The organism is Paenibacillus sp. FSL H8-0048 (assembly GCF_038002825.1).
Classification (GTDB): Bacteria; Bacillota; Bacilli; order Paenibacillales; family Paenibacillaceae; genus Paenibacillus_AQ.
The window spans coordinates 5,194,284-5,212,193 of sequence record NZ_JBBODF010000001.1 but is presented as its reverse complement, the minus strand read 5'-3'; the positions used below and the strand labels follow the sequence as shown (position 1 = coordinate 5,212,193).

General features: G+C 50.7%; 10 protein-coding genes. All 10 read right to left on the bottom strand.

Translation table 11 applies throughout. The features are described 5' to 3' along the window. Window positions 1-21 precede the first annotated feature (21 nt). Window positions 22-2,100 carry a helicase-related protein gene (locus NSU18_RS22335; RefSeq protein WP_341150076.1) on the bottom strand — a complete coding sequence of 693 codons (2,079 nt, stop codon included), beginning with the start codon at window positions 2,098-2,100 and terminating at the stop codon, window positions 22-24. Window positions 2,101-2,558: 458 nt separating this feature from the next. Then, window positions 2,559-2,999 (bottom strand): glycosyltransferase family A protein, encoded by a 441-nt coding sequence (locus tag NSU18_RS22330; RefSeq protein WP_341016199.1) that lies wholly within the window; start codon window positions 2,997-2,999, stop codon window positions 2,559-2,561. A 252-nt stretch (window positions 3,000-3,251) separates the two neighbouring features. Next, complete coding sequence (locus tag NSU18_RS22325) at window positions 3,252-3,974, bottom strand: response regulator transcription factor (protein WP_340751349.1); 723 nt, start codon at window positions 3,972-3,974, stop codon at window positions 3,252-3,254. Window positions 3,975-3,978: 4 nt separating this feature from the next. Beyond that, entirely contained in the window at window positions 3,979-5,136 is a 1,158-nt protein-coding gene (locus NSU18_RS22320; RefSeq protein ID WP_036699270.1) for a sensor histidine kinase, read from the bottom strand. Window positions 5,137-5,193: 57 nt separating this feature from the next. Continuing rightward, the gene (locus NSU18_RS22315; protein ID WP_445321819.1) at window positions 5,194-7,923 is read right to left on the bottom strand and encodes a stalk domain-containing protein; all 2,730 of its coding nucleotides are present in this window, start codon (window positions 7,921-7,923) and stop codon (window positions 5,194-5,196) included. A gap of 167 nt (window positions 7,924-8,090) precedes the next feature. Further along, on the bottom strand, window positions 8,091-12,122 hold the full coding sequence (locus NSU18_RS22310) for an Ig-like domain-containing protein (protein ID WP_341150075.1): 4,032 nt from the start codon (window positions 12,120-12,122) through the stop codon (window positions 8,091-8,093). A 207-nt stretch (window positions 12,123-12,329) separates the two neighbouring features. Continuing rightward, a complete protein-coding gene (gene metK / locus NSU18_RS22305) occupies window positions 12,330-13,532 on the bottom strand; it encodes a methionine adenosyltransferase (RefSeq protein ID WP_076084485.1) in 1,203 nt (400 codons plus the stop codon). Window positions 13,533-13,735: 203 nt separating this feature from the next. Next, window positions 13,736-14,008 carry an alpha/beta-type small acid-soluble spore protein gene (locus NSU18_RS22300; protein WP_036699243.1) on the bottom strand — a complete coding sequence of 91 codons (273 nt, stop codon included), beginning with the start codon at window positions 14,006-14,008 and terminating at the stop codon, window positions 13,736-13,738. Between the two features lie 188 nt (window positions 14,009-14,196). Further along, entirely contained in the window at window positions 14,197-14,766 is a 570-nt protein-coding gene (locus NSU18_RS22295; RefSeq protein WP_341150074.1) for a hypothetical protein, read from the bottom strand. 87 nt (window positions 14,767-14,853) lie between these two features. Beyond that, window positions 14,854-17,625, bottom strand: a complete 2,772-nt coding sequence (locus NSU18_RS22290) for a hypothetical protein (RefSeq protein WP_341150073.1) — start codon at window positions 17,623-17,625, stop codon at window positions 14,854-14,856. Window positions 17,626-17,910: the final 285 nt, after the last annotated feature.

Below are 17,910 nucleotides of genomic sequence, written 5' to 3'. Positions count from 1 at the left end.
CAGGGACTCCTCACAAAATCATTAAGACTTGAGATATCCTTGTCTGCGGGCAATGGCGTTCATACTGCGGATCTGTGATATGGCGGCGCGCTGCGAGCGGCTCCACTCTGCGGAAGCGAAGATGACGTTGCCTGCCGGATCATCCTTGGAACGTCCCGCACGGCCCGCCATCTGCACCAAAGCTGCCTCATCAAAGAGTCCACTGTCCGCATCCAGTATAAACACATCACTATGCGGTACCGTGACCCCACGCTCCAGTATCGTGGTCGTTACCAGCAAGGAAATCGTGCAATCCCTGAACTTCAGCACCTTCTCTGCCCTGTCCGGGTCTTGAGAGGAGGTTCCCTCTATAGAAATCCCGGGGAACATCCGCCGCAGCAGCTGCAGCAGTCCCTCAATGTGGGCAATCCGGGAGACGAAGAGGAAAATCTGCGCCTTACGGTCAAGGGACCGCTGTAACGATGAACGCAGTCCTGCCGGAAGTCTCCCCTGCCTCAGACAGCGATAGAGCGGCTGCATGCGGATATGGCGCGGAACCGGCAAGGGATGGCCGTGAAAACGGACCGGGACTCTCGCATGCGCTAATCTGCCGGAGCGGGCAAGGCGCTGCAGCTTCGCAGGCGGCGTGGCGGAGAGAAGGATGAATCGCCCGCCAGGCTTGCAGACCTGCCTTGCGGCATAGTCCAGCATAGGGTCGTTGTGATAGGGAAACGCATCGATCTCATCGATGATGACCAGATCGAAGGCCTGACCAAACCGCAGCAGCTGGTGTGTGGTCGCCAGGGTGATCCGGCTGCGGCGTAAGCGGTCCTCGCTGCCTCCGTACAGCACGGCGGGAACATCCGCCGGGAATGCCTTCGCCAGGCGCGGCGCAAGCTCCAGCACGACGTCACGCCGCGGCGTGGCGATCAGCGCCCGGCCTCCGGCCGCGAGCGCCGCGTCCAGGAGCGGGAAGACCATCTCCGTCTTCCCCGCTCCCGTCACTGCCCAGAGCAGGAACCGCTCTGGGTCCGGGCCGGCGGAGCGCCTGCGCGGCTCCGCCAGGAACCCCAGCGCAGCGGCGGCGGCTGCCGCCTGCGCTGCGCTAAGCCCCCACCGGCGCGCCGCTACGGTGGGGGACACGCCTGCCGTGCAGCGCACGGCAGGCAGCGGTGCGCTGCGCAGCAGCAGCGCGCAAGCCCGGCTGCGCCCCAGTGCGAGGCAGGCCTCGCAATAGGCGCAGCCGGCAAGGCCGCACGCGGCGCAGGCCGTGCGGCCCGTGGGTACGCTGCCGCAGCGCAGGCAGCGCGGCACTTCGCGGCGGCGCAGGCCTAGCCGCGCGGTGCCCGCAGGGCCCTGGACGGCGGCCGTAAGGCGCAGCCGTCCCTGGAGATAGGCGAGCTGCGCCGCAGCCCGCCAGTTCTCCCCCAGCTCCGGGAGCTGCTCGGCCACCAGTGCCTCTGCTTCACCCTGAAGCAGAGAACGCCCGTCCAGCGCCGCAACCAGCCGGTCTGCTCCCGCTGCAAGTACCGCCATTTCTCTCCTCCGTAAGCTCTCCTGTTCGTTCCTTCGCAATTTTGTCCTCGTACTCGCCTGCACGCCGACCTGTTCGTTCTCTTGCCAATTCTCCCTCACATTCCCCTGTCCATCCGCCTGTTCGTTCCCCCAGGCACCCTCCACCCCATACCCGCTCCATCCCCTATCCTCCGGCAGCCTGTACACCTTAGCCTCCTCAAAAGGCCCCCCCTCTCCCCGGCTACCTCCAGCAGCCTGCTCCGCCTTAATCTCTGCCTTTAGGAGCGCTGCGGCATATCTCCCCCAGTCCGTCTCCTTCCAGCGCTGCATGGGGGCCGTGAACTTGCAGACTGCTGCCAGCTTCACCGCCCAGCCGAGCGGCAATGACCGTGAGAGTAGAACAACCCGGTATTCCTGCTGGAATTTACGATCTGCCAATCGCCCCTTCCGCTCCGCCGCTTCGTTCTCCCCGTCTACCCATCGCCCCTCCCAACCCACAAGCCCCTCCGCTTCACCCGCCCACCATGATTCATCCACCGCCAAATTCAGCGAAATCCGGGCCTGCCACCCTCCGCCCTGCTCCACCACATACACAGCCGCCTTCAATCCCATCGCCTCCTTATCTATTGACGCACACAACAAATCACCCTGCGGGTGAACGATGGTGCCTCAAGCTTACGTATAGGTAATATTTCACGCTCTTCCACTTGTCTGCTTTTTGGCGGCAAACAGCGTTAATCATAAGTAGCACAGAGACTTTGACTTCGATTGTATTCAGTTTTTCGCATACATTTGGTCCAACTGCGGTAGCACTAGCCTATTGTATTCGGTTTTTCACATACATCTGGCCCATGCACCTTGTGCTGACCGATTGTATTCGGTTTTCCGCATATATTGGTCCATGTACCGTTGTATCACTAAATTTTGTTCGGTTTTTCGCATACATTCAGCCTTTGAGCACACCTTGTCCACAACAGACGGAAACTATAATTTCCTAAACGCCAAAAAGCACACCGCCCCATTCCTGGAGAGTGTGCTTCACCCGTACCTTACATATTCAGCTGTCATTCGCCGTGCTTGGATGGGGAGCTCCCGCTTCCCGGCAGCCGCATCATCCGCAGCGGCAGCAGCGGCTCCTGAACCCGCAGATCCACTGTAACCCCCTGGAGTGTATCCCTGTCCGCGAGACCGTATAACGGCACCGCAGGCGCAAATTCAATAGAAGAGTTGTAATAAGCCATCCGTGAGGCTACCGCCATGGTCCTGTCCTCTGAACCGTCATCCACCAAGGTAACCCGCAGGGGCTTGCCGATCCAGTAAGCATGCACTACAAAGACCCTGAGATACCACTCCACCACGGCCTCATGATTACGGGTAATCAGAATATAGTGAAGCCGCTTACCAGTCCGTGCTGCTGCCCGGGTCTCTTCCCGATGATGCAGGAGTTGAACAAGGGCTGCTGCGGATGCATAAATAGCGATAATCCAGATTAACTGGGCGATCATGAAGATGCACCTCCCTCTTATACCCACACTATATGCCGGTGATAAAAGGACGGTGACAGCCCACTTGTACGGGAGCCCCTGCCGCCAGTTTAACTTAGGGTACATATTTAAGTTAGCATTTTGCAAAATTCGAATAGAGTGCGGACTGAAACAATACTATGGCTGCAGCTCGCGGCTGCATACAAGTTATGTACCGTTTATAAGGATCATTAGGATTCTCCAAAACGCTCAGTTAAAAGTTTATGAGGGAAGCTATAAAGTTACCCAGCCATATTTGATAGAATTAATTACAGCTTGCGTGCGGTCATCCACTTCCATCTTTTGCAGAATACTGCTGACATGGTTTTTGACCGTCTTCTCGCTGATAAACAGATACTCCCCGATCATCTTGTTGCTCTTGCCCTCTGCCATCAAGCGCAGCACCTCTGCCTCACGGCGGGTCAGCGGATTGTTGTCGCCTGCAACAAATTTGACACCGGCTTCCTTCACGGCCGTCTCGGCCATAGCGCCAGTCTCGTTAAGGTACGTCATGCGCCGCAGCTGATTAATCAGCTTGCCGGTCACCTTCGGATGGATAAAAGCATGTCCTTCGCATACGGAGCGGATCGCATTAATCAGCGACTCGGCTTCCATATCCTTCAGCAGGTATCCGTTCGCCCCCTTGCGCAGCGTCTCAAACACATAGCTTTCATCGTCATGAATCGAGAGGATAATCACTTTGACATCCGGGAACATTTCACGGAGCTTTTGCGTAGCCTCCACGCCGTTCTCAATCGGCATATTGATATCCATCAGCACGATATCCGGCTTGTTGCCGTTGCAGAATTCAAGCACCTGGATGCCGTCCCCGCATTCGCCAATGACCTCGATGTCATCCTCCATATTCAAAATACGCTTAAGCCCTTCACGAAACAATTGATGATCATCGGCCAAAAGAACTTTGATGGGCGCTTTGCCAGAGATTTGGTTCTCCATCACATTACTCCTTTCCCTTTTCCACATTCGTCGGAATGTGAATTACGATTGTTGTGCCCTGGTTCTCGGCTGACTGTATTTCCATTCTTCCCTCCAGCAATTCCACGCGTTCGCGCATACCCACCAGACCGAAGCTTTCCCGGTTGGCTTGTTCACTGATTTTTTTGACATTGAAGCCTAAGCCATTGTCTTTCACGACAATCTTGATCAATTGGGCCTGATAAGTAATCTCCACCAGCACGTAGCTCGGATAAGCATGCTTCGCCGCATTGGACAGGCCCTCCTGCACCAGCCGGTATACCGCCGCTTCCATCGCTGAGGACAAACGGTGCTCCTTCCCCCTGGTTTCAAAAGAGGTACGGATCTTCGTCTTCTCCTCATAATCATGCACATACTTCCGCAGAGTCGGAATCAGCCCCAGATCATCAAGCGCCATAGGACGCAGGTTGAAAATCACCTTGCGCATTTCTTCCAGGCTGTATCTTACCTGCCCCTTTAAGTCTATTACTTCGGCTTGTACCAGCCCAAATTCCTGCTTTACCAGCATTCTTTCTACAATTTCCGTCCTTAGGACTAGATTCGCCAGCATTTGAGCAGGACCGTCATGAATTTCCCGGGCAATTCTTTTCCGTTCCTCTTCCTGAGCCAGGATTATTTTGAGTCCGATCATCTGGCGGTTCTTCGCAGATTCGACAATTCGCGTCACTTGACCTAGTTCTCCGGACAGATATTCCAGGACAACGCTCATTTGCGAACCAATCGATTCGGCACGCTCTACAGAATTTTCGACACTGCGAACCCGCATTTGCAGTTCATCGCGTCTGTTCCGCAGATAAGCCTCCCTCTCCCTGGTCATCATCAGCTCCAGCTGCAGCTCCGTCGCCTTCTCATAGGCAATCCGGATATCCTTCTCCGTGTAGCGGACAAAATCCCGGCTGACCTCTGTCAGCCGGATCCGGGAGCGGTGGTACTGCTGCTCCAGCTTGTCTACCTTTTGCAATGTTTCATCCGTTTCTTCCATAACCCGCTGCAGCTCTTTGTTGAGTGCAGCAAGCTCATCCCGTGCCACCTGCAATATTTCGAATATCTGATACTTGCTGCTCTCCATCACGTCGATGGTGTTCTTAATCACCCGATCTATTGCATCGGCTTGAAATTCCACGGATGCTTGCCCCATTTCTATCGAATCGTATTAAAGGCTTTCCTTTATACTAACATATCACGATTCGATAGTTACGGTCTTAGTGTTCTGTTCCCATTTTACAGTGAGTCCGAGCTGTTCTGTCACGAGTCTGAGCGGTACTAAAGTCCTGGCATTCAGGATCATAGGTGCTACTTCAGCACTCTGCCGCTTCCCGTTCAGTACGAATTCCTTCTTGTTCACGGTCAGATCCAGCGCCTTGGCGCCCCGCAGGACCATAATCTTCTTGGTCTTTGCATTCCAGACCGCATTGCCGCCGAACGCGTCCAGTACATATTTTATCGGCACATACGTACTGCCGTCCTTCACAATCGGTGCGACATCAATCGGCCGCTTGGTGCCGTTTACCGTCATCGCCTTGCCGCCAATGCTCATCGCTGCCGTCCCTTTAGGTAGTCCCGCCTCACTGGAGAGCGATGGCATCACGAAGGAAATATTATCAAAGGCCACTGTTCCTGTCTTGGCCCGTTCATCCTGTCCTTCTTCTACATTTACCACGTAAAGTCTCTTAAGGGAAGCTGGGAATTTAATCCCTGAGCCGGACAGATCGATATTAAGCGTCTTCCAGCCATTCCAGTCGATGACTTTCGCCAGATCAATATAGGCCGTTTTCCCGTCGGCATCCGTCAGTTCCGCACGCAGCCAGTTCAGGCTCATATCACCCATGACGTCCACCGACATCGAGGTTGCCGCCGCAGGAATACTTTTGCCGGTTGTGCCGTTGAACTGGGCGTATGCGTACATTTTGCCGGTGCCTTGTGTCATATCATAGCTTAGCGACAGAACCTTCGACCCGGCACGCTCTGCGCTGCCCGCAGCTATGGCTGCTGTACCGGTAACCCCCGCTGCATTCGTAGTGAACGCAATCGGATAGGCGGTGTTCTCGAAATCCTCCCACGCCGTGGCAGCCGCAGTAGACAAGACAACCGCCGTGCTGAAGCCGTCATAGCGGGCAATCGCATATCCGGTAGTTACGCCAGCATCAACCGCCTCCACCTTAAGCTTGCCGTCCCCCACACTTCCTTTGAAGCCGATGAACTCCCACTTCAGTGCGGTTGCCGGAACAGCTATCGTTGCCCCGCTCTTCGACACTGCACTAACCGGAACTGATACAGTGGCCCCTGCTTGCAGCGGTGCAGTTGCAGTACCTGCAATCAGGCTGGACAGGTCTTCTCCGCCCAGAACGGTGACCTCGGTCTCGGCACTCGCTGTTCCGCTGGTCGCCTTCAGCTTGACGGTTCCCGGCTTGACGGCCGTGGCTTCTCCCGCATTCACAGTGACACTGCCGCCGCTTGCGGTCCAGGCCGGATTAGCCGCTGCTACATCCACCGGATTGTAGTACGTATCATAGCCCTTCAGGGAATATGTGGCCTTTTGTCCGATTAACAGTACCGAACTGCCGCTGATCTTGATCCCTTTCACTTCACCTTGCGGAGCGGAAGTATATACCCCCACGCCGTTAACGATTGTGCGCTGCTCCTTGCCGTATTCAGTATTGAAGGTAAGTGTAGTCGAGGTTTCAGCCAGCGGGCGGTCCACCATCGTTGTAGAGCCCCCTCCGTCCAGATTCATCCCTTTCCACACCCCGATATTCGTCATGAAGGATTGCAGCTCTGTCAGCGACAGCCCCGCACTATTGCTGTTCTTCTCGGCTGCAATGACATATACGTATCTGCCATCCTGGGAATAGCCCAGTGCTGTACGCGCCCGGTACCCGCCAATGCTGCTTGTAGAACGGGAGAACGATGACGCCTTGCCGTTATTGACCAGAATGGTATGCCCCCCGATCATCATCTGCAGCGTAGAAGGATCGAGCTCCTGCTGGGTGGTTTTGGAACGGAGCGCATAGGTACTGCTCAGCTTCTGCCCTACAACCAGATGAGCCTTAACGAACTGGGCAGCCAGCCCGTGCGTCCGCAGAATATAGGCCCCTTTGGGTACGGTCACCGGCAGAGCCGAATCCAGCGAGATCTGGGTAATCGTATCATTCTCTACCAGCACCTCTGTGGGAGTGGTAGAGCTGCCCTTAGGGCGTTCCAGCGCTGTCCATGCATCTGTATAGATATAAGCAGCGTTAGCGTGACTGTAAGTCGAACTGCCGCCTTCGGGATTGTAGGCCCCTTTGTTGATGCCGGACAGCGGGAACTGGGCACCATCCTCTGCGGTCAGCATCCCCTCAAACGTATATTCATCAATGATAGGTTTACGGTCCTTGGTTACTGCAAAAGCATACATTCCGTTCAGCTGTGATGGAGTAGACACCAGCACACCGCCGGATACCTGACCGCCGATCGGTGCCCCTTCTCCGCCAGTATTGAAGTAATCCCCGTTCACTGCCGCGACCGCTCCTGTCTCCGTCGCCATGCCCCCGGTGCTCTGCCGTGTCGTCAGATTCCCGCCTTTGCCGGTCATTACATCCAGAGAGACGTAAGGATTATTCAGATCGACACGAATGACGCTGGCCAGTCCTGTCGCACTCTTACCGGAACGCACCGTGGTAAACTTATATTTCATCATCATCGCCCCGGAAGTGATAACCTCTTCACTAAGCTTCGTCGCCGAGAAGGACGCTGCTGCTTGTGCTACCGGCGCAGGGCCTGCACCCAGCCATCCTGCACCTTCACTCCCGACAACCGGCATGATCCAGATTACACCCGCCAGGGATGCAGCAATCCATTTTTTAGCAGGCGACCATTGATTTCCCCGTGTTTGCTCTGTACTCTTTTTCCCCATGAAAAGCTCATTCATTTCAGTGTAACTCTCCCATCTATTTGTACTCTTCTACCTCGCTATCAAGACCTGGATATCAGTTCATAGTAATAGACTATACCTTTAATAGACTGAATTCAGCTCGAAAAGTTGCGAAAAAGCACCCGGCCCATAGACCGGATGCTCTGCTTAACTATGCAATTCTCTTACAAATAGCCTGCTGTCTTCAGCATCCGCTGCAGCATGACCGCAGCCTGTCCCCGGGTAGCATTGCCTTGCGGCTGGAACTCTGTGGTGCTGACTCCCTGAATAATTCCCGCCTTAACCGCCTTGGCTACAAATTCGAGGCTCTGGCTCAGAATTCTCGCCCGGTCCTTGAACGGACTAAGCGTATCCATAGACGATGCACTCAGCGTTACAGGCTGCCCCGTATACTCCAGCGCCCTCACCATCATAATCGCCATCTGCTCACGGGTAATCTTATCCTCCGCACGGAAGGTTCCGTCCGTATTACCGTTGATAATGCCGGCTTTGGCGGCGGCTTCTATGAAGTCACTTGTTTGTGTAAACGGACGTACATCCTTGAACTGGGAAGCTCCGCCGCGTACTGCCTGTAGCCCCAGCCCCCGGCTGAGCATCACAGCAAACTCGGAACGGGTGATCGGCTTATCAGGAATAAACGCAGTTCCATAGCTGCTGTCGATGATATTTTTGGCGGCTAACTCTGCTACAGCAGTCTTACTCCAATGGGAGGTTATATCTCCAAAGGTACGTAAAGAAATGAACACCCCGACTACCTGGTTACTATTCGTGCGTGCACTAACAACGCTATTATTGCCCACTGTAGCCATTTGGGCCGGCAAATAAATAGCATCATTATATGTCGAATCTACTCCGGCAGCCATCGTTTGTGCAGAATTCAGTACAGCAGCATTGCGAACAGTGTATTGTCCTGCTACATTTAACTCCTTTGCATTGGAGTAGTTATCTTTAATAGAACCGGTTAGACGTAAATCCATAAGCCCGGTAACGTTACGCATGGCCTGGCTTCCGATTTTTTGCTCGAACGAATAGAACGTCCCTCCTGGAACACTCTCCATACGCAGAACAAGTGAGACCTTATTGATATCTGTCCCCAAACTGGCTATTAGCGAATTTACATCAATATCGCTTAGTTTTACACCATACATATGATCTCCGTACCGGATAATCAGTTTTGCATTCTTGTTACTAGCGGCTGCATCCGAAAGAGCTTTTAGCGGAACGGTAACATAGGCTGACTTCTCTGTAGAAGGAACCTCGAACACCAACTCATCCGTACCTGCAAGCTTTAGATATTGATAACTGGCAGCCATCCGTTCTGCATTCAGATCATATCTTTTAATCATTTGTTTGTAGACCGAAAGATCTGTAACTGCAAGAGCAGAATCACTCTTCAGTAACGGGTATTCCTTGCCAAATTCACTGGCAGGCAGGGTTCCCAGATAAGAGGGGCGGCTTCCATTGCCCGTTACACCAGTGGTCAGATTCTGAACAGATAAGGAATTGAACGACGGAAGAGAGTTACCATTCGTGTCTGTAATGATCCCCGCACCTGACAGGTAAGAGAGCTCCACCTTTTGCCCGGACGTCACTGCCTGCGAGAGATTCAATTTCAAAAGAGTTCCGGCCAGACTGAAATCCTGAACATCAATACTGCTTCCATCCGCCTTAATTCCAAACTGATTGGCATACAATTTCGAGGAGGACTGCATGTTCTTCGTAAAGGTAACATTAAGTTCATTGCCCTTCACTGTAGCTGCGCTGATCTCGGATACTATCGTGGTTGAAGTTACAGACACTGGCTGAAGATCAACATAGGCTGCACGATTACCATTCAGATCACTAAGTCCAAGAGTACCCGGAACATAGGATACCGTCACCGCTCCGCTTAGCGGCAATGTATTCTGAAGGGTCAATATAGCCTGTGTACCATTCACCGATACGTTAGTAACATAGTTAGGTTTGCCGCCAACCAATACAGAGAACTGGCTGTTCATTGGCAAATTAATTGTAGACAGACCTTCGTTATAATTGAGAAGTATCTTATTGCCCGCTCCCGTCGCATTCTGGAACACGGGCGGCACATTATCCTTACTATTGCGGATGTTAAACTCAGTGAAGCCCGCGATATTCTGTCCCAAAGAGCTAACCAGCGGATACGAACCGGCGTAATAGGATACCCGGACCGACTCCGAATTGCCCACCTCAGAGCTTACAGTTAAATATAGGGTGTTACCGCTGATACTGATAGAATTCACTCCGAGCGAATACCCGTCAGTCGTGACCACAAACTGTTCATAGGCATATGGAGAGACCGGTTTGAGCGTATCATTGAAGGTCAGTGTCACTGTTTTACCTGTAATTCTGCCTTCTTTGGGCGTAGGAAGCGCCGATTCTATAGTGTTGGTGATCTGCTGCCCAGAAAAGGTAGCCGCAGCATTCCCGCTAGTATCCTGAATGGTCCGCACACCGCCGGTATAGCTGATTTTTACATTTTGGCCTACAGCGATGCCTGTGCTAATCACTACAAATACACTGTCTCCTTGAACATAGGCGTTCTCAATATTCCGGGTTTCCTCATTGACGGTTACCCCGAAGCTGGAAGCCAGCAGAGCCACTGAAGCGTTAAGCGGCTCATTATACCTCAGGCGGATCGTCCGGTTGTTCTCCAGCACTGCACTCGTCAGCGATGGAGGGGTCTTATCTATGGCTACAGTACGGAAGCTCCAGGATTTGGTGCCGTTTAATCCCTCATACTGCACACTGGGGTCTGCGGCATCCGTGAACGTGCCTTTGGCAATGTCGATATAATAGATCGTATCCGATTCCAGTGCAGCGGACGGCTTAATAATAAATTCCTTGGCAGAGGCGCCCTGCTGAACTGTCGCTGCCACTTTAGAGCCATTGCTTTTATATAGAACAACCCCGTTCGTGACGATGCTATTATAAACAACATCACGGTTGAAATTAACCGCAATTGTCTTGGAGATATCTACGGACTCACTGCGGTCCGCTGGTGATAATGCGGCTACAGACAGACTTGTTAATGAAGCTGTTGTAAATGTCCAGGAATACGGGCCTGAAGCCGGAAAGAGATGACCATCCTGATCATAAAAAGCACCCTGCGGTATAGTAACTGTATATAGCGTACCGCTCAACAGCGGCGAGGCCGCGGAGGCTGGCAACAGTGTAATTGTCGAGCTCCCCCCGCCGGTAACGCTCGTTGAATTGATATTCAGCCATCTTGTTCCAGGGTCCCCAAATGCACCTGGAGAGACTGAGATCACTCCAGAAGCCGGACTCACCGGGCGGTCAAAGTACAGCTTAAGTGCTCCACTGACCGATGCACCAAAAGAGGCGTTGACCGGAGCCGTAGTTGCAGAGATAGTCCCCGTACCGATCGTGGAGAAGCTCCAGCCACTGCCGCTGGCTATCCCCTGATAGGTTGTATTATTAGCATCCTTGAAGGCATAAGCATCGATAAGCACATAATAATTCCCGCCGGATGGAAGCTTATTAGCCAGTGTCAGCGTTACCGTTGTCGAGGAATCTGCACTCTGGAAGGCAACCCCAGCTTCTCCCTCCCGGATCGCAAACTCCTGTATAACCGCGTTATCCGCTGATGAGAGCAGCCTGACGCTGCCTCCCCCGGCTGTAAGCACTCCAGATAAGCGTATACTCAGCTCCGTTAAGCTTGCAGCCTCTACCCTGGAATTAGGGGCTGGAGACATACTGCTTGCTATAATCGCCGGATTCACCTCCGGGGCTGTCGTGAACTTCCAGCTTGTTGCTGCTGACTCATTGCCTGCACTATCCTTGAACAGCCCCTTAGGTACACTTACGCTATATGTTTTGTAAGGAGCGAATTTAAGACTGGAGCCTAGCTTGATCTCGTAGCTTGCCGAGTTTCCGATTAGCCCTGCACTGCCGATTGCAATTTCCGTAAATACCGTTTCGGCATTTACATCTGTAATGGTGATTTTCCCGGCTTGCGGGATCACCTGGCGGTCAAAGCTAAGCCCCAGTGAAGCCCCGGTATTTACAAAAGCAGACCCGTTTGCAGGAGAAATGCTGATTCCGAATTCTGAAGCGGCGTATACCGCTGATGTATGTATACCGATAACCGGACTGCCCAAACCAAGCAGCAGATGACCTGCAATAATAATCGCTGTGCCTATTCTTACCTTCTTTTTCATTCTTGATAAAGCTCCCTTCAGCCCCTCGAGCGTTTCTTGTATACTGTTATATTCGGCTAAAGGGCTTCCAAAGTTTAGAAGATGACGGCTGAGGGCATATCCGCTTGCTCTTTTCACAAAAAAAGCCCAAAAAGCACCTTCTTCATGAGGGTGCTTTTTGGGCTAACTATGACGATGCATAGTAAGCTCTATTCGCTTAATTAACTCTTAGATTCCGGACTGGGCTTTTAACAAATCCGCCTTATCCACGCGTTCCCAAGGAAGGTCCACATCTGTACGGCCAAAATGTCCATAAGCAGCTGTCTGTCTATAGATAGGCTTACGCAGGTCGAGCATCGAGATGATTCCCGCCGGGCGAAGATCAAAGTTATCGCTGATCAGCTGAACCAGCTTCTCCTCACTAATCTTCCCCGTTCCATATGTATCCACATTGATCGATACAGGGGTTGCAACACCGATAGCGTACGCCAATTGAATCTCGCACTTGTCAGCAAGGCCGGCAGCGACCAGATTCTTCGCTACATAACGGGCAGCATAGGCTGCTGAACGATCCACTTTGGTCGGATCTTTACCGGAGAAGGCTCCGCCGCCATGACGGGCATAACCGCCATATGTATCCACAATAATCTTACGTCCAGTCAGACCGGCATCTCCTTGAGGACCACCAATAACAAAACGTCCAGTAGGATTAATGAAGTATTTAGTGGCTTCATCCAATAGTTCAGCTGGAACAACCGGAAGAATGACATGCTCTTTGATGTCTGCCTGAATTTGCTCAAGGGTGATTTCTTCTGCATGCTGGGTAGATACGACGATCGTGTCCACACGCACCGGCTTGTCGCCCTGGTACTCAATCGTAACCTGGGTTTTGCCATCCGGACGCAGATATTTCAAAGTTCCATCCTTACGGACCTCCGCCAGACGACGGGCAATCCGGTGGGACAGGGCAATCGGAAGCGGCATGAGCTCAGGCGTCTCATTCGTAGCGAACCCGAACATCAGACCTTGGTCACCGGCACCAATGTTAGCAGTCTCTTCAGCTAATGATGCAGGATCACGGTGCTCAAGAGCAGCATTAACACCTTGGGCAATATCTGCCGATTGCTCGTTCAACGAGCTAAGGACGGCACAAGTATTATAGTCAAAACCAAACTTCGCGCGGGTATAACCAATTTCCTTAATAGTATTACGTACGATTGCCGGAATATCCACATATTCAGACTTGGTGCTAATTTCCCCGATGACAAGCACGAGACCTGTTGCTACAGCTACCTCACAAGCTACACGGGCATTAGGATCGTTAGCAAGAAATGCATCTAGTACCGCGTCGGATATCTGATCACAGATTTTATCGGGGTGTCCCTCCGTTACGGACTCAGAAGTAAACAGATGACGCCCTTTGATCGACATATACAACAACCTCCCATATTGTTGATCTGACACTGTATTCAAGGGGGCTCCCTAGTAGAAAACAGGCCAAATATAAGTAGTAGAATAATAATAGCCTATGCCTGTTTTATTCAAAAAATGAACCTTTTCCGAATGGAAAAGGTCTACGGCCTTCCTCAAAGGTCATATTATCTTATTTACCGGGTGCTGTCAATTGAAGCCAGTTATGCGAAAAGAGACTGCTCCGCCTGTTTGATCAACCTCTTTGTGATTTCCCCGCCAACAGATCCATTATCTCTGGAGCTTAGATGCCCCAGATATGGAGTTCCTCCAGATGCGCTTGCTCCGCCAATTGTCCCTAGCTCAGAAGCAAACTCCGTGTCCATTCCACCGCCGTATGAAGCTCCATATAATCCGAATTCAGAAGCAATTTCATATTGCATTTGTTTCAGCATTGCCCGGCTCTCTGGTACCACAGTGCGATTTGTACGTGCCATGTTACAGCACCTCCTGCGAATTTTTTAAGATTACAGGTGATATTGTGTACGAATTCCAAAGGCCTAAGTCGGCTCAATGTTTGTCAGCTGTGGGAATGAGTTCCGGGGTATATTGAAGTGCAATACAGGGCATTCTTTATATAGAAAGAATAATGTCGATTGAAGTGAACTTTAACACGAGTTGCTGTTTATTTCAGAGTATATGCACCACGGACCATAACAACGATTTTCATCGTCTGACCGTCCTGTACAGCGATCCCCCGGCCATCCCGCGGGAAAGATAACAGATGATTCGTAGGCGCAGCGGCACCATTCGCCAAATCGACACCATCCGTCAAGTCAGCCACCCCATTAGCATCCTGGGAATAAATGACCGCTTTGCCGGCACGGACAATGAATTCTGCACCTGCTCCAGCAATAAGGGTCTGTCCAGGCTTCACATCAACAATTTCACTGGCATTACCAGTATTGCCTGTATCCCCTGAAGCGGAAGCCGGCGCTTTGGTAGGAGCTGTAGTTGCAGCCGGTGCATTAGTTGCTGTAGCGGCCGGAGCTTGAGTAGGTGGACTTATTGTCCCACCCTGCAAAACCTTTTGAATCTGCTGGTCCACATAACTCTTGGTAACCACCGGGTCCTCTGCTGTTCCTGGCTGTGATCCGACACCGGCGCCTTCAGCCGTTAAGTTAAGCATGGAGCCTGCCCACAGGCCACCCGCCAGCAATACTGCTGACATCGTAACTTTCCAAGCGGTCTTCAAATGTGATTCCTCCTTATGGTGGGATAAATGGCTATAAAAAAAGAATAGCCTCCGAAGAGGCTATTCTTGAACTGCAGTAATCGGAGATTACTTAGCGTCAACTTCTGTTCCAGTAACGATAACGTTGTTGGAAGTATCTGTGATGTTAGCAGTGGTGTTAACTTTAACCTTAACTGTGTTGATGTTGTTAGCGTTAAGATCAAGAAGCTTACCAGTTGACTTCACAGTGAACGTTACATAGTACTTACCGGAATCGTTACCTGCACCAGCAGTTACAGTGTTTGCAGTGTACAGGGAATCATTAGCAGTTGTTGCAACGCCATTGATAACGAATTCGAAGTCTTCCTTCTGAACAGTTGCAGTATTGAGGTTTTCAGAGAAGCTCAACACCAGAACTTGAGTATCACCAGTGGAAACAGTGGCTCCAGTCAGTGTAGGTGCAACTCCATCAGTCAGGCTCATGTTTTGAGGGAAAGCAACAATTCCATTTCCTGCAGTATCCACGATACCGGAAGCTACGAAGTTATAAGTCTTAGACTCAGTGATCGACGAGCTAGGAATAGTGATTGTAAGTTCTGCTGACAGTGGTGCAGAAGAGTTGTCGCCAGTTGTCTTGGTGATGAAAGAGTAGGCAGTGTTTGGCAGAGCCTTGCCATCCAGTGTATAGCTGTTAAGGTCGCGAAGGCTGGCAACATTCAAGCCTTTGTTATCCTGAGCAGATACAACAATGACAACATTTTCTTTCTTTCCATTAGCAGTAGTTTCTTTGTAACTAACACTAGTTACAGTAGGTCTTTCCGTATCCGTTGTCGAAGCAGCAGCAGCAGTTACAGTAACTGTAGTCGCTGCAGATTTGTTTCCAGTGAGGGAATCATCAACAACGAATGCAGCTGGCAGACGAAGTGTATAGCTTCCGCTCAAAGCAGCTACGTTAGGGTAAGTTACTTTCGCGCCATCAATTGATGGGGATGCGAAGTTCGCATTTACCAACTGACCAGTGGATTCATTGATCAATGTTGGAGCACCGGACAGAGAAAGGATATTCTCAGAGAAGGTAACAACCAGACCCTTGCTGCCGTAAACAGCACTGATTACTGTTGGAGCAACTGTGTCCTTAGTGATTGTTACTGGCTGAGTCAGTGCAGTTCCCAGAGTGTTACCAAGTGTATCCTTAACGGATGCAGCGAATACCAGGTTTCCAGTGAATGCAGCAGTATCAGGAACCTTGAAGCCTGCAGGAACTTGCAGTCTAATTGTGTCGCTGTCTTTAGTTGTCTTCACAGACAATGTACCTTGGCTTTCACCATATACATTCAACAAGCGAACATTAGCAACAAAGGACTGATAGCTAACTTTCTTGTTGAAAGTGATATCGAAGTACTTGTCACTTACATTGACAATCTTAGTGATGCTTGGAGCCGCTGTATCAGAAGTTACAGCAACAGTAGTTTTGATTGGGTTAGGGGTAGCAATGTTTCCTGCATAGTCAGATACGTTCAACAGGGATACATCATAGCTGGAACCACTGTTCAGAGCAGCACCAGTAGTGAGTGTAATTGTGTCATAAGTATCATCAGATACAGTAGCAGATGCAGCCGCACCGTTAACATAAGCGATAATTCCAGCTTTTTTCACTGGCTCGCTTACTTTTACAGTTACAGTATTAGTAGTAGTCTTAGCTACTGCTGTTGCACTAACAACTGTAGGAGCAGTAGTGTCAGCAACATTCAACAGGGTAGTATAAGTAGCGAAAGCAGTTCCTGAAGAAGTCTTAACTGCATCAGTAACTACAACGGAGTACTGGCCCTTCATGAACTCAGTGCTTGGGAAAGTGATAGTTGCTTCATTTCCGCCAGCATTCACAGTAGCATGAGCACCTGCAACAGTAACATTATTAGTTCCAGTTACGGTAACTACTTTGATTGTGTTAGCGATAACCTTATCATCAGAGATCAGGGAATCAGTGCTGATAGCACGGTTGAATTTAACAACCAATTGCTTGGAGTTTGGAGCTTCAACAGCTACAACCTTAGGCGCCTGCAGAGTTACTTTTGCAGTGTAGTCCTTTTCAAGGTGTTTGAAGTTGATTGTTTGTTCAACGCCTTCTACCAGGGCAGTTGTCAATTCAACGTTTGCAGTTGTCTTATCAGAGAAGGTAACAACTACTTGAGTTGGGCTTACTGCTTCAGCAGAAGCTACAGTCAATGTAGGAACCTTACCGATTTGCTCAGCATAGTAAGCTGTTTCAATTACCAAAGAGCGGGTAGCGTTAGCTTTGAAGTTGTAATCCTTAGCTACCAGACCAGCGTTGATTACTGCTTGAGCATATCCTTTAGCCCATACAGATGCACTGTTGTCAGTTGTTGTTGGTTGTTCCAGCTTAAGAGCGATAGCCAATACTTTAGAAACTTCTTCAACTGTTACTTTGCCATTGAAGTTGAAGAGTCCCTTAACTGTATCTTGACCTTGCATCAAGCCAGCAGCTGTAACAGCTTCGATATAAGGAACGGCCCAGTTTTTAGCGTCGTATCCTTTATCTTTGTAAGACAACTTGCCAGTTACTTCAGTAAGACCAAACAATTTAGTAACGATCTTAGCGAACTCTCCGCGAGTCAGATCCTTTTCAAGGTGAGCCTGACCATCAGGGAAGCCATTCACAACACCCTTTGCTGCCAAAGCATCAAATGCTTGTTGTGGAGTTACCTTTGCTGTTTCACCAAACGCTACAGAGGCAAACATCGAGAATGCCATTGCTGTAGACAATGCTACGGATAAAATTTTCTTCATAACCTTTTTTTCTCCTCCTTGGACATTCATAAACTGGGATTTTTCTTTAGTTGTGTAGCTCATATCACTCATTTGTCGAGCACCCCCTTTCCCGAGTTGAGCAGATTAAGTATAAATAATGTCTGTGACGGGTATCACAGAAACTTGTAAACAGCTTCAAGGCATAGTAATACTAGATTCCTAATTCTACCTAAGTATTATACAATGTGCCTCTAGTCACGTAAAGCTAATTTTTCCATTTAGCAACGGGCTGTGCCTTCAGGGCATTCCGCAATTGCCTTGTGCAAATGACTCTACACCTTAAACGCAGTAGTTTCAAAAAAGTTGCGCTTTGGTTAAAAAAACTTTTTCTGCCCT

Excerpts from the sequence above, each read along its gene's own strand:
- NSU18_RS22325 (WP_340751349.1), bottom strand. The coding sequence starts at position 3,974 with ATGGAGAACCAAATCTCTGGCAAAGCGCCCATCAAAGTTCTTTTGGCC.
- NSU18_RS22300 (WP_036699243.1), bottom strand. The coding sequence starts at position 14,008 with ATGGCACGTACAAATCGCACTGTGGTACCAGAGAGCCGGGCAATGCTG.
- NSU18_RS22315 (WP_445321819.1), bottom strand. The coding sequence starts at position 7,923 with ATGAATGAGCTTTTCATGGGGAAAAAGAGTACAGAGCAAACACGGGGA.
- NSU18_RS22290 (WP_341150073.1), bottom strand. The coding sequence starts at position 17,625 with ATGAGTGATATGAGCTACACAACTAAAGAAAAATCCCAGTTTATGAAT.
- metK (WP_076084485.1), bottom strand. The coding sequence starts at position 13,532 with ATGTCGATCAAAGGGCGTCATCTGTTTACTTCTGAGTCCGTAACGGAG.
- NSU18_RS22330 (WP_341016199.1), bottom strand. The coding sequence starts at position 2,999 with ATGATCGCCCAGTTAATCTGGATTATCGCTATTTATGCATCCGCAGCA.
- NSU18_RS22310 (WP_341150075.1), bottom strand. The coding sequence starts at position 12,122 with ATGAAAAAGAAGGTAAGAATAGGCACAGCGATTATTATTGCAGGTCAT.